The following is a 22,945-nucleotide window of genomic DNA, read 5'->3' on the forward strand; positions in this document are numbered from 1 at the left end:
AGTGGGAGTCCAGCTTACTCCGGCTTCTCCTGTCCGTCATCCCGCCACGCTTCGCTGCGATTGCGGCCGTTGGCCTTGGCCTGATAGAGGGCGATATCGGCGCGGCGGATCACCTCCTGCAAGGAGATGGCTGGTGATTGGCGACAGTGGCCCAGGCTGACGGTCACCTTCAGCTCGGCCGCAATCGCGCTCCAGGGATGCTCTGCTATGCACAGGCGAAGCCGCTCGGCCAAGGGGGCCAGAGGGATCGCTTCATCGGCGACGAGCAGCAGGAACTCCTCGCCGCCCCAGCGGATCAGGTGGCACTCCCGTGTCAGCAAGGATTGGCAGAGCTGCACCAGACGGATGAGGACCTGATCGCCCACCCCGTGGCCGAAACGGTCGTTGACCTGTTTGAAGTGATCGCAGTCAAACATGATGGCGCCGATGCGTTGGCGGCCTGCCAGGGCCTGGCGGTGTTCGAAGGCATCGAAGTAGTGGCGGTTGAAGGCGCCGGTCAGGGCATCGTGGCGCGACAGGTAGTTGAGACGCCGGTTGAGGCGCTGGGCACGCAGGCTGGAGACGGTCGCCACCACCAGACAGAGAATGGTGATGAGCGCCGTTGCCGATTGCCACAACAGCGTCTGCAGCAGAGGCAGCAGCGGGATGCGATGGATGAGGGAGAGCGGTGTCTCCGGGATGGGATAGACGAGCTGCAAGGCGCCCTGTTGCCACTCATATTCCGCTGACTGCGCCGTCCTGACCGGGGGCGGCGCGGTTCCGGACTGGCTGCTGGCGAGGATCTGCTGATGGGCGTTGAGCAGGAACAGGGTACCAATCCGGGGGGCGAGGCGGTGCAGGGTCTGCGCCAGCGTGACGGTCTGGATGTCGATGCTGAGCAGGCCAATGATCTGGCCTCCCTGGGTAATGGGCTGGGAGAGGGTGATCATCTGCCCTCGTCCGGCAAAATCCTGGTAGGGGCGCGAGAGCATGGCGTGCTCCAGGTGGGGATACCTGGCCATCGCCTCCTGCCAGTAGGCCTTGCTGTAAATCACGGGATCGAAGCGAAACTGGCTGGATGGCACCCAGGGATAGAGGTAGATGAAATTGTCCGTACCGGTGAAGTAGATCCAGGCCACGTCCCTGTCCAGCAGCTTGCTGGCGGTGGCGAGCAAGGGGGAGAGGCTGAGGGCGAGATGTATTCTGGCTTGCCGCTCGCTGCCGTCGTGGGGCAGCGGGCCCTGCCCGGTCAGGTTGCCGATGAGGGCGGGGGGCAGATCGACGGGGATGCGATCCAGGTTGATGCCGTGCTCCCCGTCGGATTGCAGCGCCTGATAGAGCTGGCGAGAGAGCACGGACTGGGGATTGCTGCGCAGGCGCTCCTCCGCCTGGCCGCGCATGGCCTCAAGGAAGGTCTCCATCCGCTGGTGCTGGCTGCTGAGCTGGGTCGCGGCGTTGATGGTGTCACGCTTGTTGATCTCGGTAACCTGGCGAAACGCATGTTGCAGGGCGAGCAGCAACAGCAGCAGGCCGAGGCCCAGCAGCAGCCACTGCAATCGGTATCTGGCAAAGGCGGGGGAGGGAATGGACATGGGCGTACCGGAAGATGGCGAGAGTCGGCATCAGTGTAAGGCAGAACCCTGACGCGCGTGCCGACAAGATGCGTTTTTGATGATCTTCTCACCGGACTGTTACGTTTTGTCACATTTATACATAGTCACGGCATAGTCAGGGGGTAACATGGTGCCATCCTTGATGAAGCTATCTCTTCTTCCTCTCTCTTTGACTGCATGGATCTTGTGATGAAAACGCGCGTGTGGCTGTGGCTTTTCCCTCTTCTTCTATTGCTGGCGGCGGGCGCCTGGCATCTGCGGCAGGCTGAACCCGCCAGCAAGCCTGCACCAAGAGAGATCAATATCAGGGCCGAAACCGTCAGGCAGAGCCTGGCCGAGCCCTCCATCAAGCTGGTGAGCAAGCTTGCGGCCAATCGCTCCGTGGCCATCAGTCCCGAGGTGACCGGCCGCATTGCCACCATCGCGGTGAGCTCCGGCCAGCAGGTCAAACAGGGGCAGACCCTGATCGCCCTGGATGCGGGCAAGCAGCAGGCGGAGCTGGCCGAGCAGAGCGCCAGCGTGCGCGACGAGGCTCGCAAGCTGCGGGACATGCGCAAGCTGGTGGCGCGAGGCGCCGTCACCACCTCGGAGCTGGAGGGGCAGGAGGCGACTGTTGCCCAGGCCCAGGCCCGGGTCGATGCGGCCCGTTACGAGCTCTCCCTGCGCACCCTGGCCGCCCCCTTCGACGGCACCGTCAGCCTCATCGATCTCAGCGAAGGAGCCCTGGTCAACAGCGGCGACGTGCTCTTGCATCTGGACGAGCTGGCAAAACTGCGGCTCGATCTGGCGGTGCCCGAGCGCTACCTCTCCCTGCTGCGCCCCGGCATGGCGGTGACGGCAACCAGCTCGGCCTGGCCGGATCAATCCTTTTCCGGCGTGCTGGAGACCCTCGACAGCCGGATCTCCAGCGACACCCAGAACATCAAGGCGCGTGTCATCCTGCCCAACACCGGTGGCCAGCTGCGTCCCGGCATGCTGATGAACGTGGATCTCTCTCTGCCACCCCAGAAGATGACCCTGATCCCCGCCCAGTCGGTGGAGTACGCCGGCGAGCAGCGCTTCGTCTATCGCCTGGAGGCGGACGGACGGGTGAAGCGGGTGCCGGTGGAGCTTGGCGACACCCATGGCGAGGCCGTCTGGGTGCTCAAGGGGTTGAACGTCGGCGATCGCATCGCGGTGGAGGGGCTGGTCAATCTGCGAGACGGCGCCCAGGTACGTGATCTGGGCGAGGTGAAAGGCTGATGTGGCTCTCCGATATCTCAGTACGCCGTCCCCTGGTGGCGGTGGTCATCAGCGCCCTGCTCACCGTGTTCGGCCTGGTGGCCTTCAGCAAACTCACCGTGCGGGAGATGCCGGATGTGCAGACCCCGTCCGTTTCCATCACCACCACCTATGAGGGAGCGGCCCCCGAGGTGATGGAGAGCCAGGTCACCAAGCCCATCGAGGATCAGCTCTCCGGCATCAGCGGCATCAAGAACATCAACTCGGTGACCCGCAAGGGGCGCTCCTCCATCACGGTGGAGTTCAAGCTCGGCTGGAACATGCTGGAGGGCACCTCCGACGTGCGTGACGCCATCTCCCGGGCCAGACCCAAGCTGCCAGACGGGGCGGACGAGCCCATGGTGACCAAGGACAACGGCAACGGGGATGTGGCCATCTGGCTCAACTTCAGCAGCACCCAGATGGACCGTACCGCCATGACGGATTACGCCAATCGCATGCTGGTGGACCCCTTGAGCCTGGTGGATGGAGTGAGCGAGGTGTCTCTCTCCGGGGACCTGACCCAGGTGATGTACGTGCGGCTGCGCCCCGCCGACATGGCGGCCCGCGGCATCACGGTGGCCGACGTGCAGGATGCCCTCAAGCGGGAGAACATCGAGCTGCCGGGCGGCGAGATCCGCAACAACACCATGACCATGGCGGTGCAGATCGCACGGCTCTATCACAGTGCGGAAGATTTTCGCACCCTGCCGGTCAAAACCGCCACCAATGGTCAGAGCATCTATCTGGCGGACATTGCGGATGTGGAGGTGGGGGCCAAGAACGAAGACAGCGCCTATCAGCGCAACGGCCGCGAGAGCCTGGGGATTGGCATCGTCGCTCAATCCACAGCCAACCCCCTGGCGGTGGCCCAGGGCATCGAGAAGAAGCTCGTGGAGATGCAGCGCTTCCTGCCGGAGGGGGCCACCCTTGAGGTCGACTACGACTCCACCATCTTCATCAAGCAGGCCATCGACGAGGTATACGAGACACTCGCCATCTGCGCTCTGCTGGTAGTCGCCGTGCTCTATCTCTTCCTCGGGCAGGGGCGCACCACGCTCATCCCCGCCATCACGGTGCCCGTCTCCCTGATTTCGGCCTTCATCGGTGCCTGGTATCTGGGCTTTTCCATCAATCTCATCACCTTGCTGGCCCTCATCCTCGCCATCGGCCTGGTGGTGGATGACGCCATCGTGGTGGTGGAGAACATCCACCACCACCTGCAACGGGGCGAGTCCCCCTTGATGGCGGCCTGGCACGGCACCCGGGAGGTGGGCTTTGCCGTCATCGCCACCACCGCCGTGCTGGTGATGGTGTTCGTGCCCATCGCCTTCATGGACGGCATGGTGGGGCGCCTCTTCACCGAGTTCGCCATCCTGCTCTCCTTGGCCGTGCTCTTCTCCTCCCTGGTGGCGCTCACCCTGACCCCGGCCATGGGCTCCTGGCTGATGCGTGCCGTGGACAAGCCCAACGCCCTGACCGCCACCCTGGACAAGGGACTTGGCTGGGTGGAGGAGCGTTATCGCCGCGTGCTGGGGGCCGTGCTGCGCCGCGCCGTCTGGATGCCCCTGGTGTTGCTGCTCTGCCTTGGCGGCATTGGCGCCCTCTTTGGCAAGCTGCCCGCGAGCCTTACCCCGACCGAGGACAGGGGCGTGCTCTATGTGTTCGTGAAAGGGGCGGAGGGCACCAGCATCGAGCGGATGAAGCGCAACATGCAGCAGGTGGAGGCCGCCATCCTGCCGCTGCTCGGCAAGGGGGTGGTGCAGGCCATGAGCTTCAGCACCCCGGCCTTCGGGCGCGGCGGCGATCAGACCGGCATGGCCATCATCCAGCTCAGTGACTGGGCGGTGCGGGACGAAACGGCCACCGAGTTTGGCCGCTCCCTGAGCGGTCGCCTCGCCGGCATCCCCGACGTGATGATCCGCACCTTCCAGCCGGGGTTCAGAGGCGGCTCCACCGCGGCGGTGCAGTTCGTGCTGCAAGGCTCCGATTACGGCGAGCTCAACCAGCAGGGGCTGGCGCTCAAGGAGGCGGCGGCCCAGAGCGGGCTGATGCAGAGCCCGGATCTCGACTATGCCGAGAAGACCCCGGAGCTGCAGGTGACCATAGAGCGGGAGCGAGCCACCCAGCTCGGCATTCCGGTCTCCACCATCGCAAGCTCCCTGCAGGCCCTGCTCGGTGGCGTCAGCCAGACCACCTATGTGGACAGGGGCGAAGAGTATGATGTCTACCTGCGCGCCAACCAGACCCAGTTCAACGGCATCTCCGACATCAGCCGCATCTATTTGAAAGCCGCGAGCGGCGAGATGGTGAGCCTCTCCACCCTGGCGACCGTCACCCAGGTGGCGAGTCCCCAGCGCCTCAACCACTACCAGCGCCAGAAGGCGGTCACCCTCACCGCGGACGTGGCCCCCGGCCACACCCTGGGGGAGGCGCTCGACTTCCTGGATGGCTGGGCCGCAGATCACCTGCCCACCGGCATGTCGGTGGATTATGCCGGCGAGTCCAAGGACTATCGCGACAACCAGGGGGAGATGGCACTGGTGTTCGGCCTGGCCCTGCTGGTGGTCTATCTGGTGCTGGTGGCCCAGTTCGAGAGCCTGCTGACCCCGGCGGTGGTGATGATGACGGTGCCGCTCGGCATCTTCGGCGGCCTGCTCGGCCTCTGGCTCACGGGGCAGGAGCTCAGCATCTACAGCCAGATAGGCATGATCATGCTCATCGGCATGGTGACCAAGAACGGTATCCTCATCGTGGAGTTCATCAACCAGCTGCGCCAGCGGGGTGAAGGGTTCGAGGAGGCGATCATCAAGGGGTCGGTGCGCCGCCTGCGCCCCATCTTGATGACCTCGCTCACCGCCATCATCGGCGCCGTGCCCCTGATGCTCTCCATGGGGGCGGGGTACGAGAGCCGGATGGCCGTGGGGACCGTGGTCTTCTTCGGCTTGTCCTTGGCGACCCTGGTGACCCTGCTGGTGGTGCCCGCCATCTATCACCTGATCGCCAGACGCGCGGGGATGACGGGGGCGCGGGACCGACTGGTGGACGAGGTACTGGCCACGGCAACCCCGGCCAGTCCCTCCCCGGTGCCGGGGGCGGTGGCCCCCGAGGGGCGGGACAAACCGGCGGCATAGCGTGCCGACCCGGATAACAGCAAGCAGGGCGCCAATGGGCGCCCTGTTTGCTGATGAGATCTGAGCTTGTCACGCCGAGCTGTCGCGCCCGCTCGAAGGCGCCCCTTCCCCTCGCGTTCTGTAGGGGCAAAAAGCCGTCGCCCCCGCCTGGCTCTGCCGGTATAATGCGCGACCCGAATTGTTCCAGGTGGTCAAAATGCAGCCGGTTACCAACCTCTTCTCCTATCCCCGTTACTGGGCCGAGTGCTACGGCACGGCGCCCTTCCTGCCCATGTCCCGCGCGGAGATGGACAAGCTCGGCTGGGACAGCTGCGACATCGTGCTGGTGACAGGCGACGCCTACGTGGATCACCCAAGCTTCGGCATGGCGGTGATCGGCCGCATGCTCGAATCCCAGGGTTTTCGGGTCGGCATCATCGCCCAGCCGGACTGGTCATCGAAAGATGACTTCATGCGCCTGGGCAAGCCCAACCTCTTCTACGGGGTGACGGCGGGCAACATGGACTCCATGATCAACCGCTACACCGCCGACAAGAAGCTGCGTCACGACGATGCCTACACCCCGGGGGATGTGGGCGGCAAGCGGCCGGATCGCGCCACCCTGGTCTACACCCAGCGCTGCAAAGAGGCCTATAAAGAGGTGCCGGTGGTCATCGGCGGCATCGAGGCATCCCTGCGCCGTATCGCCCACTACGACTACTGGTCCGAGACCATCCGTCGCTCCATCCTCATCGACGCCAAGGCCGACATCCTCATCTACGGCAACGCCGAGCGCCCCCTGGTTGAAGTGGCTCACCGCATCGCAGGCGGCGAGACCATCGAGACCATGCAGGACATTCGCGGCACCGCCGTGATCCGCAAGGAGCCACTGCCGGGCTGGCGCGGGGTGGATTCGAGCAAGCTCGACCAGATTGGCCGCATCGATCCCATCCCCAACCCCTATATGGAAGGGGCGCCATGCAGCGATGACGAGGGTACCGCGCCGGTGGAGCAGGAGGCCAAGCCCATCCTGGTGCAGCCGCCCAAGCAAAAGCCGTGGGAGAAGACCTATGTCAAGCTGCCGGCGTTCGAGCGGGTGAAGGAGGACAAGGTGCTCTACGCCCATGCGTCGCGCATCCTCCACCACGAGACCAACCCCGGCTGCGCCCGCGCGCTGTCGCAGGCCCACGGCGATCGCATCATCTGGGTCAACCCGCCCGCCTTCCCGCTCGAAACCGACGAGATGGACGGGGTGTTCGGCCTGCCGTACCAGCGAGTGCCGCACCCGGCCTATGGCAAGGAGAAGATCCCGGCCTACGACATGATCAAGACCTCGGTCAACATCATGCGTGGCTGCTTCGGTGGCTGCTCCTTCTGCTCCATCACCGAGCACGAGGGGCGCATCATCCAGAGCCGCTCGGAAGAGTCGATCCTCAAAGAAATCGAAGAGATCCGCGACAAGGTGCCGGGCTTTACCGGCGTCATCTCGGATCTGGGCGGCCCCACCGCCAACATGTATAAGCTCCGCTGCAAAAGCCCCAAGGCCGAGCAGACCTGTCGCCGTGCCTCCTGCGTCTGGCCGACCATCTGCCCGCACATGGATACCGACCACAGCCCGACCATCAACCTCTATCGCAAGGCGCGTGACCTCAAGGGCATCAAGAAGATCCTGATCGCCTCCGGGGTGCGTTACGACATCGCGGTGGAAGATCCGCGCTATATCAAGGAGCTGGCCAAGTACCACGTCGGCGGCTACCTCAAGATCGCGCCGGAACACACCGAGGAGGGCCCGCTCTCCAAGATGATGAAGCCGGGCATGGGCAGCTACTACAGCTTCAAGGAGCTGTTTGACAAGTACTCCAAAGAGGCGGGCAAGCAGCAGTACCTGATCCCCTACTTCATATCCGCCCACCCGGGCACCACGGATGAAGACATGGTGAACATGGCGCTCTGGATTAAAGCAAACCGCTTCAAGCTCGATCAGGTGCAGAACTTCTACCCGTCGCCGCTCGCCAACGCCACCACCATGTATTACACCGAGAAAAACCCCCTCAACAAGGTGAGCCGCCAGGGCGGGGACGTGTTCGTGGTGAAAGGGGAGCGCCGTCGTCGCCTGCACAAGGCGCTGCTGCGCTATCACGATCCGGCCGGCTGGCCGATGATCCGCGAAGCCCTGCTGGAGATGGGCAAGGGCCACCTGATCGGCAACGGCCCCGACTGCCTGGTGCCGCCGGAAGGCCGTGGCGAAGCCAAGGCCGAGCGCAGCCGCAACAAGGGCCTCAAGCCCGCCCTGACTCGCCATAGCGCCATCACGCATCAGCGTGGCAATGGCACAGGCGGCAAGCCGGTGGGTTCCCAGCTGCATAAAGGCGCGGCTAATGGCAAACCGGCCGCACAGGGCGAAGGCAAGAGTGCTGGCCAGAATGCAGGTAAAAGCAAACCTGCCGGAAAACCCGCCCATAAGGGTAAAACCCCGACCCGCGCGGGTTCAGCCAAGCCGGGCGCCAAACCCGCTACGCAGGGTGGCAAGCCTGCGGCCAAAGGGAATGGTGCCAAGCGACCGGCTCGGTGAGTTTGCTGATTGGAAGGCGATAGAAATAATAAAGGCGACCAGATGGTCGCCTTTTTTAAATTTAGATAACATTATACAGATTTATTTTTATAAGATGAAAATATTCAAACCTGATCACCCCGAAAATTATTTTTTGACGGGGTTTATTAAATTGCCACTATCTGTCCCATAATATTTCTTTGTGGTCATCCCTTGTTTATAATAATCATTCATAAGTTTGAGGAAGTCACGACCTTGTTTTTCATTTTGGATGACAATTTTGCCATCGCCATTAATGATAAATTCTTCATCTTGAAACATTTTCAAGACATCATTCATTGACTGGACTTCGTTTTTATCAAGGGTTGTATGGTTACCCTTCTCTGCAATATGAGCGAGAGTTTTCCTCAATGATGGCTTGTGAAGAATCGCTTGTTCTATTATGTCTAGTCCTTCGACTAGGTTAAATTCCTTGATTGTATTTAAGGTTTTCTGAGCAGCCTCTGTAAATTCAGCCTCCAGACCGACAATAGACTCAAAACTCTTTTTATGAAATACATAAAATTGTTCATTTATGTATATGCAGTCTATTTTGTCATCAAAATTGACTGCACTGCCATCAAATGTTCTTAGTTCTTTATCTGATTTATCAAAAAGAGCAAATATACGTTGAGTTACATTTTGAGGCTCATTTGTTGTCACTTTTCCTTTGCTGATTTTTCTAAATGAATATGTAAGCTCTGAACCTTTTTGTAATTTGATGCAGTAGGCCCACAAATCATCTTGGATTTCAGATAAAGAAGTAAGCACTTTTGGTCTGTCACTCTTGATATCTTCATTTATGACTTTCGAGAATGAGAGGGCATTGTGCATTGCATAGGAATAGATTTTATTATCTATATCATCATCAATCACAGTGTATTTTTTCATCTCGATATCATCTTTCGATGCATGAGATATAATCTGGTTTGATAGTGTAACTTTAAAGAAACTAGAGATATCAGGGGCTATGGGGGCTTTGATGGCTTTAAAGTCGTATTTGTCTGTAACTTTTGCGACTTTACTCATGCCAACCTTGAGGTGCCTTGTTACAAAATATAAAGAGACTTTAGCTCTTTTATCATCTTTCAATTGTTCGGCATATTCCAATAGTTCTTCCAGTTTTAACATTTCTATTCCCTTTGTGGCTCAGCGTAAAAAAGTTTAGGTCCGACATCTTCAATGTCTAAAAGATCATCTTCTTCTAAGTATTTTGATCTAGTCAAAATCATTCCACTACGCTTCTTTTCACTTTCTAAATCTAAATAAGATATTTGATATAGCGTATAGCAGATACTTATTGTAGGGTTTATAAGAATCATACTTGAATTAATGTATATTAAAGCAGTTACTGTTAATAATATTGCTATTGGGATGACATTGGATAGTGTAGATAAATCTTGGAAAACAAATGGTATTATGTATGTGAACAAATAGCTTATTGATTCATTGTTTTTATTCTCAATGTCAAGAATTCGGACTGTTCTGCCACTGGTTTGACAGCGCCGCTTCACATTTTTTAAGAAAATTACCAGCCCTATAATTCCGAGAAATGAAAAGGAGATCAAAACACTTACTGCTCCAAAATACTTTAGAAATATAATTACTGATTCTGTGTTTATACCTTTCCAATTTAGGTAATCTCTATAGCTATAGATTTGTACGAAACACATTATAAAAAATAGAGGGAGATAAGAAACTATGAATAATGAAACTCTAGCCCCTAAATGTAGTTTATTTACCCTCATAACCAACCCCTATCAACTACATATATATACAAAGTGATATTTTGTGAGATGTCTGCCCTATTATTTTAACAGAATATCAAAATCTAGGACAAAATCTAGGACACCCACCTTTCTGTATGGGGAGTAACGTCACTAAATCTGGGACACCCACCTTTTTGATAGCGGCGTAGCCCTGTACTTGGCTTGAGGTGTCACTGCCCAGGGGGTGAGCCATGACCATTGCCCGTTCACGTCAAATCAGTTTGCAGGATACGCCTTACTACCATGTGGTCAGTCGCTGTGTGCGGCGGGCGTTTCTGTGCGGGGAAGATGCCCACTCCGGCCAGAGTTACGAGCATCGGCGCCAGTGGGTAGTGGACAAGTTGGGCCAATTGTCGCGACTGTTTGCCATCGGTGTGTGTGCCTATGCGGTGATGAGCAATCACTATCACCTGGTGCTCAAGGTCGAGCCGGATACCGCTGCCAATTGGAGCGAGCGAGAGGTGGCCGAGCGTTGGGCGGCGCTATTCCAGTGGCCGCTGCTGGTACGACGCTGGTATCAGGGGGAATCCCTGATTGAGCCCGAACTCGCTGTGGTGCAACAACTGATAGGACAGTGGCGGGAGCGGTTACATTCCATCAGCTGGTTTGTGCGGTTGCTCAACGAAAACCTGGCTCGGCAGGCCAATCGGGAAGATGGTTGCAAGGGCCATTTCTGGGAAGGGCGCTTCAAGAGCCAGGCCTTGCTCACCGAATCAGCCCTGCTGGCCTGCATGACTTACGTTGACCTGAACCCTATACGAGCGGGATTGTCCGATCGGCCTGAACAGAGCGATTACACCAGCCTCAAGCAGCGTCTCGATGGCGAGCAGTCCGCCGCCCCATTGCCGCCGTTGCTGTTGCCATTCGCGCACGACGCGCGACCCGATAGCCTGCCATATACCTTTGCGGATTACCTGATGCTGGTGGACTGGACAGGTCGCGCCATCCGAGTGGACAAACGGGGCCATATCCCAGTTTGTCTTGCCCCCATCCTGGCGCGGCTGGGGTTAGACGAGGTGCGCTGGCTCAAGCAAGTGACGCTGTTTCGGCGCCAGGGTATCAGAGTGGTGGGTGACAAAGAGCATTGTCAGCAGTTTGCCTGGCACTGTGGCCAGCGACGGTGTCATCAACCATCCCTTTGAGTGATGAATATTTGTGTCATAACAACGTCCGGTATAGCGCCAGCTCATCACCGGTGTGATCGCATCTGAATTGGCGTCATCGATGCCAAGACATTCTTTTTAATCCCCCGAGTTTCACAAATGCCATCGCACATGCTGGATGACGAGTTGTGCTGGGCGCTGGATGAGGGCTTTCTCTAAAAGATGGCTGTCCTGATAAGGTGTTGTCAGCAGTTTGCCTGGCACTGTGGCCAGCGACGGTGTCATCAACCATCCCTTTGAGTGATGAATACTTGTGTCATAGCAACGTCCGGTATCGCGCCAGCACCCCGCCTGTGTGATCGCATCTGAATTGGCGTCATCGATGCCAAGACATTCTCTTTAATCCCCCGAGTTTCACAAATGCCATCGCAAATGCTGGATGACGAGTTGTGCTGGGCGCTGGATGAAGGCTTTCTCCAAAAGGTGGCTGTCCTGATAAGGCGCCATGAATTGGCGTCATCGATGCCAAGACATTCTCTTTAATCCCCCCGAGTTCCACAAATACCATCGCAAATGCTGGATGACGAGTTGTGCTGGGCGCTGGATGAAGGCTTTCTCCAAAAGATGGCTGTCCTGATAAGGCCTAATAAGGCGGTCTCCTGATAAGGCGCTGATAAGGCGGGTTGGGGAAGAGGGGCTATCGGCCCTTTGTTATCAGGCCCTTTTTCACAACGCTGCGACACCGTGGGTGTTGCTTGAGCAAGTATTTTTTGCAGCAGTGAAACAGATGGATCTTAAATGGTTCCTCCAATGGAACAATTCGTACACAAAGATGGCTACACAAAGATGGCTGTCCCAAATGAAGGAAGGCTTTGTTATCTTGCTGGATACGTTGGCAAGGGCGAGTCACGTGGAACGTTCAAGTCAGGAGCAATCAGATGGCGATAACAACGCGATCCCGAAGAGAGAAGGTAGGCAGCGGGCTCGGGCTGGTGATGGGGCTCATCGCCTTTAACCTGATCGTGCCCCTGCTTCCGGTTGCAACAGAGATGTCGGATATGACCCGGATGATAGGTGCCATGGTCAGCGCCATGCTTTGCGCCGAGCTGGGCGCCAGGATTGGCAAGTGGCGGGATGCCAAAGAGCAGGCCGGATCGGCAGAGTAACTCGACGTGAGAAGAGCGCCAATCGCCCGAGTGCGGCGGTGTGTGCGGGTGTAACAGGCAGGGCGACAGTTGTCGCCCTGCCTGTTTTGCTATCGCGGTTTACCGCTCAAGCGCCGCGCCGCCGGGGGGCGCTTCGATGGAGGAAGGTGGCCAGGGTGTCGCGGGGCGATGCCGCATTGCATCAGAAGGCACCTGGAGCGAGATGGCGCCAAGGCTGGATCTGCGAGGGAAATCCTGAGATCGTGCAGGCAGTTATCTGATTATCCCCTTGAGAGGAGTGCCCATGCGCATTGCCCTGATTGGTCTTGGCGATATCGCCCGGAAGGCCTATCTGCCGCTGCTTGCCAGTGACGAGCGAGTCACCCCGCTGCTCTGTACCCGGAGTCCCTCGGTGCTCGGCAAACTGGCGCGCCAGTACCGGATTGGCGAGTGTTTTACCGAGGTCGATGCGCTGCTGGCGAGCCGACCTGATGCGGTGATGATCCACGCTGCCACCGCCGTGCACGGCAAACTGGCGGAGCTGTGCCTGCGTGCCGGCATTCCCACCTTTGTGGACAAGCCGCTGTGTGACAACGCAGGAGAGGTGGAGGCGCTCGCCAATCTCGCCATCGCCAGGGACTGCCCGCTATTTGTCGGCTTCAACCGTCGCTATCTGCCCGCCATGGCCGCCGCACGTGGCCAGCCGCTGACCGAGCTCCATTGGCAAAAGCACAGGCACGCCCTGCCAGGGGTGCCTCGCCAGTTTCTGTTCGACGACTGTATCCATGTGCTCGACAGTCTCTGCTGTTATGGCGGCGAGCCGGACGGGGAGCTGCATGCGGTGCTGCGACGCAGCAGTGAGCAGCCCGAGCTGCTGGCCGGGGTGAGCGTCGCCTGGCAGAGCGGGCAGATGGCGGTGAGCGGCAGCATGAATCGCAGCGCCGGCATGACCGAGGAGCGCATCGATGCCTATGGCGACAACCTCTCGTTGCATATCGAGAACTGCACCCGTGGCCTGCTTGCGCGAGATAACACAGTGCAGACCCTGGCACCGGGCGACTGGCAGCCCGTGCTGGCGAGCCGAGGCTTTGTCGCCATGCTCGAGCACTGGTATGGGCAGATTGACGTCGGGCGGGCAGACGGGGCGCTGGTCGAGAGCTACCTGAAAAGCCATCGACTGGCGGAGCGCCTCGTCGCCCTGGCAAAGGGATGACCCGGAGGCAAGGGGCTGGGTGACACCAACAGGCATCACTGGCCAGAGAAGCGGCAGAGCACTGTATGAGATGGTGGCTCCTTGCGCAGTCAGCCGGGAAAGGTGCCAGCGAGCGAGCCAAGCGAAGGCGGGTTTGTTATCTTGGCGGCCATCAAGAGCTGCAGGGCAAGAGATCGCAATGAAGAAGGTGTCGAAGATGAGATGGCTGACCGCAGTGGGCGGGGTATTCCGTTCATGAGCATCATTCTGGGGATCGATCCCGGTTCGCGCATCACCGGCTACGGGGTCATTCGCATCGTCGCGGGCAAGGCGGAATATCTGGGATCGGGCTGCATCCGCACCGATCTGGGGGAGCTGCCGTCTCGCCTGAAGCAGGTCTATGACGGAGTGAGCGAGATCATTACCCAGTTCAAGCCGGACGAGTTCGCCATCGAGCGGGTCTTCATGGCGCGCAACGCGGACTCGGCCCTGAAGCTCGGCCAGGCCAGGGGAAGTGCCATCGTCGCGGCGGTCAATGCCCTGCTGCCGGTGAGCGAGTACTCGGCCACCCAGATCAAGCAGGCGGTGGTGGGCACCGGTGGCGCCGCCAAGGAGCAGGTGCAGCACATGGTGACTCACCTGCTCAAGCTCTCTGCCACCCCCCAGGCGGATGCGGCGGATGCCCTCGGGGTGGCGCTCTGCCACTTCCACACCCGTCAGAGCCTCATTCGCATGGCCGGGCGGGCCAGCGGATCGGTGCGCGGCCGTTATCGCTGATCCCCGGGGGAAGGCTTCTGGTGTTGGCAGGGGAGCGCGGGGAGCTGCTGGCAAAATCGCTGGTCGGGTCACAATCTGTCGCGTCCCTCGATGGGACTCCCATGGAGAAGTGCTCCGGGCGGGGGAATATCTTTCTACTTTATCAATAACTTGTGACATTAATCACATATCCGCGATGAATCGGGTCGGTTTCGTCTTGCTCCGCCACACTCCCATAATATGGCGCCTGTTCAATAACAGTGTCCGTATGAGCCTTTCAGGTTCGCGTGTTAGTCATCATGGGAGAGACAAGAGTGAAACCTTTTGCTGCTGAATTTATGGGAACCTTCTGGCTGGTGCTGGGGGGCTGCGGGAGCGCCGTGCTGGCTGCCGCCTTCCCCAATGTGGGGATCGGCCTGCTGGGCGTCGCCCTGGCGTTCGGCCTGACTGTGCTGACCATGGCCTATGCCATCGGTCATATCTCGGGTTGCCACCTGAACCCGGCCGTGACAGTCGGGCTCTGGGCTGGTGGTCGCTTCCCGGCCTCCAACGTGCTGCCCTACATCGTGGCCCAGGTGCTTGGCGGGATCGTGGCTGGTGGCGTGCTCTATGTCATTGCCAGCGGACAGGCGGGTTTTGATGTGAGCGCCGGCTTTGCTTCCAACGGCTATGGCGAGCATTCCCCCGGCGGTTACAGCCTGCTGGCCGCACTGGTGTGTGAAGTGGTGATGACCGGTTTCTTCCTGTTCGTCATCATGGGCGCCACCGACAGCCGTGCACCGGCCGGGTTTGCTCCCATCGCCATCGGTCTGTGCCTGACCCTCATCCACCTCATCAGCATCCCGGTGACCAACACCTCGGTCAACCCGGCGCGCAGCACTGGCGTGGCGCTTTTTGTCGGTGACTGGGCCGTGGGCCAGCTCTGGCTGTTCTGGGTTGCCCCCATTGTCGGTGCCATTCTGGGTGCATTGGCCTATCGTGTGATCGCCACGAAAGAGTGATGTGTTGCTAGTTAACGTGTGGTATCGACACGCCCCCGGGCGTGTTTTTTTATGCCTGAAGGAATACCGGGCAGGGCGCCATGCCAACGATAGGGTACGGCATGATCACAGTCCCTTGGCGTTCAGCATCTCTTTGTAGCGCTGATGCAGCAGCTTGACCCGTTCCACATAGGCCCGGGTTTCGGCCAATGAGGGATGCCGCCGTGCTTGTACTGTACCGGTCCTACAGCCCCTTGGCGCTCAGCATCTCCTTGTAGCGCTGATACAGCAGCTTGACCCGTTCCACATAGGCCCGGGTTTCGGCCAATGAGGGATGCCGCCGTGCTTGTACCGTACCGGTCCTACAACCCTTTGGCGTTCAGCATCTCTTTGTAGCGCTGATGCAGCAGCTTGACTCGTTCCACATAGGCCCGGGTTTCGGCATAGGGCGGTATGCCGCCGTGTTTTTGCACCGCACCGGCGCCTGCATTGTAGGCGGCGGTGGCCAGGGCCACATTGCCGTCATACTGCTTGAGCAGACCCGCCAGGTATTTCACCCCGCCAAAGATGTTCTGCTCCGCCAGCAGGGCGTTGCCGACCCCGAGCTCGCGCGCCGTGGCGGGCATCAGCTGGGTCAGTCCCATGGCGCCCTTGCGGGAGACGGCCAGGGGATTGAAGGCGGACTCGGCATGGATCAGCGCCCGGATGAGGGCAGGCTCGACCTGATAAGTCTTGGCTGCCGCCTGTATGGTGCTGGCGTAGTCATAGAGGAAGAGGCCTGTCGTGTGCCAGTTGACCTTGGACGCCGGATCGCAGGCATAGCAGTCGTTGAACAGCAGCAGTTCGTAGTGACCCTGCTCCGGCATCATGTCGGAATAGCGTATGACCCCGTTCTTTTGTACCGACTTGTAGACCTGGATCTGACGGCTTGCAGGCTTGGCGGGTTCAGGGGAGGGGAGCGGCGCCGTGGTGAGCGCCACGGTACGCGGCGTGGGAACCGGGGAGGAGACAGCCGTCTCCGGGGTCAGGATCACCACCTCTGCCGGCGGCGGTATCTGAGCCGGGGCTGCGTGGGAAAACAGCGGCATCATGCCCAGCAATATCCATGCTTTCAACGGCTTGCTCCTTAAGCCTCGTTAGCCACGTTGAGTAAAGCATTCGGGATGGCGCAGAACAAGTGCCCGTGAACAGGGGAGGCTGGAAATGTGATGGCAGAGGGACGTCCCACCTGAGTGCTCACTCAGGACAAGGGGCGCGGCTCATGGCGTCAAGGGGCGGATGATCGCAACCTCGTCTTTTCCATCGAGTTATTGGCTTTTTTGTAAGTTAAAGGCGTGTTATCTTGCTGTTGCTCCACTCTGGTCTGATCTCTTCGTGGAGCCAGCGAGCGAGCAGGAGAGGGCCGGTATGGCCAGAGCGAAATGGGCATGACAAGCAGGCGAGCGATGGAGCTCAGATTCGAAGAGTACTGTGATGCGGATCTTTCCCTCATCAGAGACTATTACGAGACGACGTTTTCCCACTATGTGCCGGATTTGGCAGAACGGATTTTTGTGGTCCGTGACGCGCACTGGCTGGTGGGGGCGGTGCGCCTGCGCGATGAACAGGATTATTACCACTTGTGCGGCTTTCGTCTGCTCCCTCACTACCAGTCCCTGGGGCTAGGGTCCCGCTTGCTGCAGCATGCCTGCCGCGATCTTTCCGACAAGCCCGTGATCTGTCACGCCCTGCCGTTCGAGAAACCCTTCTACCTCAAGGCGGGATTTGACCACCTTCCCCTGCATGAACTCGACGGGCCCCTCCACTCTCTCTATCACCAGCAGCACGAACAGGGTTACCAGATCGAGCTGCTGGTGCGTCAGGCGAAGGCGCCTGTTTTCAACTGACGTCTTATTGGGGTTTGGTCAGCAGGTGGATCTTGCCTGGTGACAGCTCCAGCCCCAGCAGATTTTCCTTGAGCCAGGCCTGATTGGGATCCTTGTCATCCAGCTTGTAGACAGGCTGGGTCTCCAGCCGTTTCTCCATGCTCTGCAGCAGCATCCTCAGCATGAAACCAAACTTCTGTTCCGCCGCGGCAGGCTCCAGTTTGTAATCGATGAGCTTCATGTTGTCGAGGAAGAGCGCACTCCTGGCCTTGTCGTAGCGGGGCCTCGCCTCATAGGTCATGTTGAGGCGCGCGTCGTACTCGGTCTGATCCGGGAGCGCGATTTTCAACTTGCCTTTGCCAAACACCCTGGCGGTATCCGGGCTCTGGCGACCAATCTGCACATCGCTCTGCTCGAGTTGCACATGGGCCTTGATGATGCCGGGCAATTCCAGCTGTTTGTCCACTTGCACCTGGGACTGCAGGTACTGATTTATCTGCTGCTCATTGATGTCATATGAGCCTTGACCTAGCATGGCCAGACTCAGCAGCATAGATTGCAGGATCATGCTAACGACCTGATAGAATGGGTGTGCCCCATAGCATACCATCCCGACCCTGTGGGGTCTGCCCGTGCCATCTGTCCAATACACCAAGGAGTCGCCTTGCTCGACGGTCTGGAATACGACATTCAGTTGCTGTTTTCCCGCTTTCTCGGCTGGTTGTTGCTGTTGTTTCACACCGTGATCGTGGCAGGGATCTCCCTGCGGGTGGTGATGAAGCGACGTCCCATCGGGGTATCCCTCGCCTGGTTGGCCCTCATCTATGCCATCCCCTTCGCCGGGGTCGGTTTCTACGTGCTGTTTGGCGAGATACGCCTCGGTCGCAAGCGGGCGGAGCGGGCCCAGGCCATGTACCGTCCTTACGCCATCTGGATCCGCCAGCTCGCGCGCCTCTTCCCCCAGCACTGCTGCGAGGTGGGCAGCAAGGCACGCCCGCTCCACGATCTGATCCAGGGGCGCTTGGCCATGCCCATGCTCTCGGGCAACCGGATGACCCTGCTGCACAAGCCCAAGAGCATCGTAGAGGAGATAGTGCGCGACATCCGGGGCTCCTCCCAATCCTGTTATCTGGAGTTCTACATCTGGCACCCCGGCGGGGATGTGGACGAGGTGTGCGAGGCGTTGATGGAGGTGGCGGCACGCGGCGTGGATTGTCGTGTCTTGCTCGACTCCATCGGCAGCAAGACCTTCTTCCGCTCCTCCTGGCCCAAAACCTTGCGCGCCGCCGGCGTTAAAGTCGTGGAAGTGTTGCCGGTCGGCGCCTGGCGCATCCCGTTTCAGCGCCAGGACTTGCGCATGCACCGCAAGCTGGTGGTGATCGATGACAAGGTTGGTTACACCGGCTCCATGAACATGGTGGATCCCCGTTTCTTCAAGCAGGATGCCGGGGTCGGCCAGTGGGTCGACATCATGATCCGGGTGCAGGGCCCCGTGGTGCCGTTGATGTGGTCCACCTTCGTTTGGGACTGGGAGATGGAGACCGGCGAGCGGCTGCTCGACAGTCTGCAACATGAGCCGGAAGCCTGGCCACAGACCAACTATCGGGCCCAGCTCATTCCCTCCGGCCCCTTCGTCGGTGGTGACTGTATCCAGCAGAGCCTGCTGCTCGCCATCTACCAGGCTCGTCACCATCTGGTGCTGACCACCCCCTATTTCGTGCCGGACGATCCGCTGGCTGCGGCCCTCTCTTCGGCGGCGGCCCGCGGCGTGCTGGTGCAGTTAGTTCTGCCTGCGCGCAACGACTCCCTGATGGCCAACCACGCCAGCAACTCCTTCATGGAGGATCTGCTGGCGGCAGGAGTGGAGATATACCGCTATGATGCCGGACTGCTACACACCAAGAGCGTGCTGGTGGACGATGATTTCGCCCTGGTGGGCACGGTCAACCTCGACCGGCGCAGTCTCTGGCTCAATTTCGAGATCACCCTGCTCATCGACAACCCGGTGTTTGTCGCCGAGATGAACCAGCTGGTGCAGGGCTACATGCTGGAGGCGACCCCCATGTCACTGACCAGGTGGCGTGCCCGCCCCTGGTACAAAAAATTGCTTGAGAACATCTTCTACCTGTTCAGCCCCCTGCTGTGACAGCCAGAGCGTGGACCCCAAGCCGTTGTCTGGCTTGTGTTGATGCCCATCCTCCCCGTAGAGTGCGCCCATGCACCCGCCATTGAACCATTGTGGAGAAACAGAACTGATGAAGAAAAAAGTGGCCTTGGCCGTCGGAGCCGTGTTGGTGGTGGGAGGGCTTGGCGCCTGCTGGTACACGGGCAATACGTTCGACCGGATCCTGGCCGAGCAGATCGCCAGGGCGCAGCAGGAGAGCGGGATCGAAGTCACCTGGAGCCCAGAGACGGAGAATCTGTTTACCCGCGACGGCGTACTCAAGGTGGTGGTGCCGCCCCAGACGCTGGCGAGTTTTGATCCCCAACTGGCGGGAAGCGAACCCATCGAGATGCAGTTCGCGTTCAACAGCCGCCTGTTGCCGCTCTATATCAAGAGTCACCTCCAGCTTGATACCGCACAGGGCACGCTGGCGCCCATTCTGACCTCCCTGGGGATGCAGCAGTGGCAACTGGGGGCAGAATCGGCGAGCAGCCTCTGGACCATGAGCAACAGCTCCCGCTTCTGGGTGAGCGACTTCAAGGTCAAGGAGGGGCTCAACGAGTTCACCTTCCTGCCCTTGAACGGCGACTATCGCGGGGATCTCGACGGCAATGGCCATCTCACCGCCCACTGGTTGGGGATGACGGTCCACGATGCCCAGAGCAAGACAGATCTGGCCTTGGCGGATCTCAAGGGCAGTGCCGACATGGCCGAGATCAGCGGGCTCTGGCTCTCTCCCCGCAGCGATGCGACCCTCACGGCCTTCTCCCTGACCCAGCCGGGGAACGTCAAGATCACGCTGGAGGGGCTGACCACGGCCACCGAGCTGGCGGGGGACGATCTTCAGACGCTCTCCACTCGCTATCAGATGAAGGTGGCGACCCTCAACATGGAGAGCGAGGAAGACCGGCTCGCGCTGACCCAGGGAAATCTGGATCTCTCCCTCAAGGGGCTGGATCTCGAGGGGTATCAGACGCTGCAAGAGGCCAGCAGCAAACGGGTGGACGAAGCGGCCATCCAGGAAGCGCTGGACAAGATGCTCCAGAGAGGGGCCACGCTGGAACTGGCGGATCTGAGTGCGCGATTGAACGGTGAGCCTGTCAGCCTGCAAGGGGAGGCCAAACTGGCGCCCACCACCCTGGCACAGTTGATGGGCAGCGAGGAGGGGATGCAGGCACTCTCCGGTCTGCTTCATGCCCACCTTGGGGAGAAGCTGGGCCAGGCCGTTCCCCAGTTGGCCCCCATGCTGGAGCAATTCACTGCCATGGGATATCTGAAGGCGCAGGAGTCACAGCTTCAGGCCGAGCTCAAGCTCGACAAAGGGGTCGTGACCGTCAATGGTCTGCCGCTGCACCCGTGAGTGCCGCGCAATGAAAAAGGCTCCCTCGGGAGCCTTTTTTCTGGGGGCGCGCAGCCGCTTACTTGAACACGACGGTCTTGTTGCCGTAGACGAAGACCCGCTCGTTCAGCACCAGTTCCAGCGCCCGGCTCAGCACGGATTTCTCCACGTCGCGTCCGGCCTTGGCCATGTCATCGGCACTGAAGGTGTGATCGACGTGGATCACGTCTTGCTCGACGATGGGGCCTTCATCCAGATCGTCGGTGACGAAGTGGGCGGTGGCACCAATCAGCTTGACCCCGCGGTCGAAGGCCTGACGATAGGGGCGGGCGCCGATGAAGGCAGGCAGGAAGGAGTGGTGGATATTGATGATCTTGCGCGGATAGGCTTCGACGAAGCTTGGGGTCAGCACACGCATGTATTTGGCCAGGATGACGTAATCCGGCTGGTAGCCATCGATGAGCGTGCGCACTTGCTCCTCATGCTCGGTGCGGCTCAGATCCTCGTGGCTCACGCAGTGGAAGGGGATGTCGAACTTGCCGGTCAGCTCGGCGAGGGTGTCGTAGTTGCCGATGACCGCGACGATGTCCATGTCCAGGGCGCCGGCATAGTTTTTCATCAGGATGTCGCCGAGGCAGTGAGTCTCCTTGGTCACCAGGATGACGATGCGCTTCTTGCCCGCCTTGACGAGACGACGCTGGGCGCCGGCAGGCAGGGCATCGTCGAGGTCGGCCAGCAGGGTCTCGTCGTTGAAGCGCCCTTCCAGCTCGGTGCGCATGAAGAAGCGGCCGTTTTCGTGATCCACGAACTCGTCGTTCTTGTTGATGTTGAGCTGGTGCTTGTAGCAGATGTTGGTGATCTTGGCGATGAGACCCTTGGCGTCGGGGCAATCGGTCAGCAGTATTTTCTTTTCCATCTCTGTCATGATTCCGTTTGTGATGTTGGCACCCGGTCTGCGCGGGCGCGCGCGTTTTTGCTGGCACTATGCCACAAACGAAATCAGAAAGGACAGCGCGCCGTGTATCGGGTGGTGCTCGCGCGAAAATTGCAGTGCAGCCAGCTCCCGGTTTGTCTTTGATGGGTTTTTGGCTGGCATCCTGCGTCTTTTTTCTTTAGGCTGTCTGCGCTTATTCTCAGGGCGGGGCGAAATTCCCCACCGGCGGTATCCCGATGTGACTCGGGGAGCCCGCGAGCGCCCGACCCGGCATTCATCCGGGACGGGGTCAGCAGATCCGGTGAGATGCCGGAGCCGACGGTCATAGTCCGGATGAAAGAGGATAAGACAGATATTGCTGGCCAGACCCTGCCGGGTTGGCCGCCGCATGGCTACTTCTGTCTGCCTTTCCATGCCCTGATTCTGGTCCTTGTCTTTTTTAGGAGTCTTACCATGAATCAGTCTCTACTCAGTGAATTCGGTGATCCCATTGCTCGCGTCGAAGCCGCGCTGGCCGCCCTGCGTGCCGGTCAGGGTGTGCTGGTGGCCGATGATGAAGATCGCGAGAACGAAGGCGATCTCATCTTTGCCGCAGAAACCATGACCAACGAGCAGATGGCCATGATGATCCGCGAGTGCTCCGGCATCGTCTGCCTCTGTCTGACCGACGAGCGGGTTCGCCAGCTCGAGCTGCCGATGATGGTGGAGGCCAACTCCAGCCACTATCAGACTGCCTTCACCGTGACGATTGAAGCGGCGCAGGGGGTGACCACCGGGGTCTCCGCCGCCGATCGCATCACCACCATCCGCGCGGCCATCGCCGACGGCGCCCGGCCCTCCGATTTGCATCGACCCGGCCATGTCTTCCCGCTGCGCGCCCGTACGGGTGGGGTACTGACCCGCCGTGGTCACACCGAAGCGACCGTCGATCTGATGCAGCTCGCCGGGCTCAAACCTTACGGAGTATTGTGCGAGTTGACCAAGGAAGATGGCTCCATGGCCAGGTTGCCGGACCTGGTGGCCTTCGGTCGCCAGCACCGGATGCCGGTCCTGACCATCGAAGATCTGGTGCAATATCGTCAATTGCTGTCAGAACGTTCAGCCTGAGCCTCATACGAAATTGTAATAAGCCCAAATTTTGGT

17 protein-coding genes, 2 pseudogenes and 1 riboswitch are annotated in these 22,945 nt (G+C 59.5%); of the genes and pseudogenes, 12 read left to right on the plus strand and 7 right to left on the minus strand.

The features are described 5' to 3' along the window. Nucleotides 1-14: 14 nt before the first annotated feature. Entirely contained in the window at nt 15-1,571 is a 1,557-nt protein-coding gene (locus AB5Y68_RS17720; protein ID WP_039039306.1) for a sensor domain-containing diguanylate cyclase, read from the minus strand. Nucleotides 1,572-1,781: 210 nt separating this feature from the next. Between AB5Y68_RS17720 and AB5Y68_RS17725 the strand changes: the two genes are divergently transcribed. From AB5Y68_RS17725 to AB5Y68_RS17735, 3 genes are all read left to right on the plus strand, one after another. Then, the gene (locus tag AB5Y68_RS17725; protein ID WP_039039307.1) at nt 1,782-2,834 is read left to right on the plus strand and encodes an efflux RND transporter periplasmic adaptor subunit; all 1,053 of its coding nucleotides are present in this window, start codon (nt 1,782-1,784) and stop codon (nt 2,832-2,834) included. Then, nucleotides 2,834-5,986, plus strand: coding sequence for an efflux RND transporter permease subunit (locus tag AB5Y68_RS17730; protein WP_042864225.1), 3,153 nt, complete (start codon nt 2,834-2,836; stop codon nt 5,984-5,986). Before AB5Y68_RS17725 ends, AB5Y68_RS17730 begins: the two co-directional genes overlap by 1 nt. Nucleotides 5,987-6,182: 196 nt before the next feature. Beyond that, on the plus strand, nt 6,183-8,537 hold the full coding sequence (locus AB5Y68_RS17735; protein ID WP_368207423.1) for a YgiQ family radical SAM protein: 2,355 nt from the start codon (nt 6,183-6,185) through the stop codon (nt 8,535-8,537). A gap of 126 nt (nt 8,538-8,663) precedes the next feature. Here AB5Y68_RS17735 and AB5Y68_RS17740 read toward each other — a convergent pair whose 3' ends face one another. After that, nucleotides 8,664-9,686: a Kiwa anti-phage protein KwaB-like domain-containing protein gene (locus AB5Y68_RS17740; RefSeq protein WP_039039310.1), complete on the minus strand. Its 1,023-nt coding sequence runs from the start codon at nt 9,684-9,686 to the stop codon at nt 8,664-8,666. An 829-nt stretch (nt 9,687-10,515) separates the two neighbouring features. Between AB5Y68_RS17740 and AB5Y68_RS17745 the strand changes: the two genes are divergently transcribed. From AB5Y68_RS17745 to aqpZ, 5 genes are all read left to right on the plus strand, one after another. Continuing rightward, nucleotides 10,516-11,466 (plus strand): transposase, encoded by a 951-nt coding sequence (locus tag AB5Y68_RS17745; RefSeq protein ID WP_368207425.1) that lies wholly within the window; start codon nt 10,516-10,518, stop codon nt 11,464-11,466. 899 nt (nt 11,467-12,365) lie between these two features. Further along, complete coding sequence (locus AB5Y68_RS17750; RefSeq protein ID WP_010673513.1) at nt 12,366-12,593, plus strand: hypothetical protein; 228 nt, start codon at nt 12,366-12,368, stop codon at nt 12,591-12,593. A 283-nt stretch (nt 12,594-12,876) separates the two neighbouring features. Further along, complete coding sequence (locus tag AB5Y68_RS17755; RefSeq protein ID WP_368207427.1) at nt 12,877-13,785, plus strand: Gfo/Idh/MocA family protein; 909 nt, start codon at nt 12,877-12,879, stop codon at nt 13,783-13,785. 234 nt (nt 13,786-14,019) lie between these two features. Continuing rightward, on the plus strand, nt 14,020-14,541 hold the full coding sequence (ruvC, locus tag AB5Y68_RS17760; RefSeq protein WP_010673515.1) for a crossover junction endodeoxyribonuclease RuvC: 522 nt from the start codon (nt 14,020-14,022) through the stop codon (nt 14,539-14,541). A gap of 293 nt (nt 14,542-14,834) precedes the next feature. Continuing rightward, on the plus strand, nt 14,835-15,521 hold the full coding sequence (gene aqpZ, locus AB5Y68_RS17765; protein WP_010673516.1) for an aquaporin Z: 687 nt from the start codon (nt 14,835-14,837) through the stop codon (nt 15,519-15,521). A gap of 105 nt (nt 15,522-15,626) precedes the next feature. Here the strand turns inward: aqpZ and AB5Y68_RS17770 are convergent. The 3 genes and pseudogenes from AB5Y68_RS17770 to AB5Y68_RS17780 all read right to left on the minus strand — a co-directional run. Continuing rightward, nucleotides 15,627-15,730: pseudogene (locus tag AB5Y68_RS17770) on the minus strand (lytic transglycosylase domain-containing protein); the annotation flags it as partial. A gap of 14 nt (nt 15,731-15,744) precedes the next feature. Beyond that, nucleotides 15,745-15,848 (minus strand): annotated as a pseudogene (locus tag AB5Y68_RS17775) (lytic transglycosylase domain-containing protein); the annotation flags it as partial. Between the two features lie 14 nt (nt 15,849-15,862). Then, entirely contained in the window at nt 15,863-16,603 is a 741-nt protein-coding gene (locus tag AB5Y68_RS17780) for a lytic transglycosylase domain-containing protein (RefSeq protein WP_368207469.1), read from the minus strand. Between the two features lie 324 nt (nt 16,604-16,927). On the opposite strand from AB5Y68_RS17780, the gene AB5Y68_RS17785 reads away from it, so the two are divergent. After that, complete coding sequence (locus tag AB5Y68_RS17785) at nt 16,928-17,386, plus strand: GNAT family N-acetyltransferase (protein WP_029313989.1); 459 nt, start codon at nt 16,928-16,930, stop codon at nt 17,384-17,386. A gap of 4 nt (nt 17,387-17,390) precedes the next feature. Here the strand turns inward: AB5Y68_RS17785 and AB5Y68_RS17790 are convergent, their stop codons facing one another. Next, a complete protein-coding gene (locus tag AB5Y68_RS17790) occupies nt 17,391-17,933 on the minus strand; it encodes a DUF1439 domain-containing protein (RefSeq protein ID WP_029313991.1) in 543 nt (180 codons plus the stop codon). Nucleotides 17,934-18,029: 96 nt separating this feature from the next. On the opposite strand from AB5Y68_RS17790, the gene cls reads away from it, so the two are divergent. Further along, on the plus strand, nt 18,030-19,511 hold the full coding sequence (gene cls, locus AB5Y68_RS17795; protein ID WP_010673520.1) for a cardiolipin synthase: 1,482 nt from the start codon (nt 18,030-18,032) through the stop codon (nt 19,509-19,511). A gap of 109 nt (nt 19,512-19,620) precedes the next feature. Then, complete coding sequence (locus AB5Y68_RS17800) at nt 19,621-20,889, plus strand: DUF945 family protein (RefSeq protein WP_368207429.1); 1,269 nt, start codon at nt 19,621-19,623, stop codon at nt 20,887-20,889. Between the two features lie 58 nt (nt 20,890-20,947). Here AB5Y68_RS17800 and purU read toward each other — a convergent pair whose 3' ends face one another. Continuing rightward, nucleotides 20,948-21,784 carry a formyltetrahydrofolate deformylase gene (gene purU / locus AB5Y68_RS17805; protein ID WP_029313992.1) on the minus strand — a complete coding sequence of 279 codons (837 nt, stop codon included), beginning with the start codon at nt 21,782-21,784 and terminating at the stop codon, nt 20,948-20,950. Nucleotides 21,785-21,993: 209 nt separating this feature from the next. Next, nucleotides 21,994-22,151: riboswitch (FMN riboswitch) on the plus strand. Between the two features lie 104 nt (nt 22,152-22,255). Here purU and ribB point away from each other — a divergent pair. Beyond that, on the plus strand, nt 22,256-22,909 hold the full coding sequence (gene ribB / locus AB5Y68_RS17810) for a 3,4-dihydroxy-2-butanone-4-phosphate synthase (RefSeq protein ID WP_010673523.1): 654 nt from the start codon (nt 22,256-22,258) through the stop codon (nt 22,907-22,909). Nucleotides 22,910-22,945 lie beyond the last annotated feature (36 nt).

Origin of the sequence: Aeromonas sp. R6-1 (assembly GCF_040908165.1) — a bacterium.
Taxonomy (GTDB): domain Bacteria; phylum Pseudomonadota; class Gammaproteobacteria; order Enterobacterales; family Aeromonadaceae; genus Aeromonas; species Aeromonas caviae.

Coding starts and splice junctions, on each gene's coding strand:
- AB5Y68_RS17720 (WP_039039306.1), bottom strand. CDS start 1,571: ATGTCCATTCCCTCCCCCGCCTTTGCCAGATACCGATTGCAGTGGCTG.
- AB5Y68_RS17725 (WP_039039307.1), top strand. CDS start 1,782: ATGAAAACGCGCGTGTGGCTGTGGCTTTTCCCTCTTCTTCTATTGCTG.
- AB5Y68_RS17730 (WP_042864225.1), top strand. CDS start 2,834: ATGTGGCTCTCCGATATCTCAGTACGCCGTCCCCTGGTGGCGGTGGTC.
- AB5Y68_RS17735 (WP_368207423.1), top strand. CDS start 6,183: ATGCAGCCGGTTACCAACCTCTTCTCCTATCCCCGTTACTGGGCCGAG.
- AB5Y68_RS17740 (WP_039039310.1), bottom strand. CDS start 9,686: ATGTTAAAACTGGAAGAACTATTGGAATATGCCGAACAATTGAAAGAT.
- AB5Y68_RS17745 (WP_368207425.1), top strand. CDS start 10,516: ATGACCATTGCCCGTTCACGTCAAATCAGTTTGCAGGATACGCCTTAC.
- AB5Y68_RS17750 (WP_010673513.1), top strand. CDS start 12,366: ATGGCGATAACAACGCGATCCCGAAGAGAGAAGGTAGGCAGCGGGCTC.
- AB5Y68_RS17755 (WP_368207427.1), top strand. CDS start 12,877: ATGCGCATTGCCCTGATTGGTCTTGGCGATATCGCCCGGAAGGCCTAT.
- ruvC (WP_010673515.1), top strand. CDS start 14,020: ATGAGCATCATTCTGGGGATCGATCCCGGTTCGCGCATCACCGGCTAC.
- AB5Y68_RS17785 (WP_029313989.1), top strand. CDS start 16,928: ATGACAAGCAGGCGAGCGATGGAGCTCAGATTCGAAGAGTACTGTGAT.
- AB5Y68_RS17790 (WP_029313991.1), bottom strand. CDS start 17,933: ATGATCCTGCAATCTATGCTGCTGAGTCTGGCCATGCTAGGTCAAGGC.
- AB5Y68_RS17800 (WP_368207429.1), top strand. CDS start 19,621: ATGAAGAAAAAAGTGGCCTTGGCCGTCGGAGCCGTGTTGGTGGTGGGA.
- purU (WP_029313992.1), bottom strand. CDS start 21,784: ATGGAAAAGAAAATACTGCTGACCGATTGCCCCGACGCCAAGGGTCTC.
- ribB (WP_010673523.1), top strand. CDS start 22,256: ATGAATCAGTCTCTACTCAGTGAATTCGGTGATCCCATTGCTCGCGTC.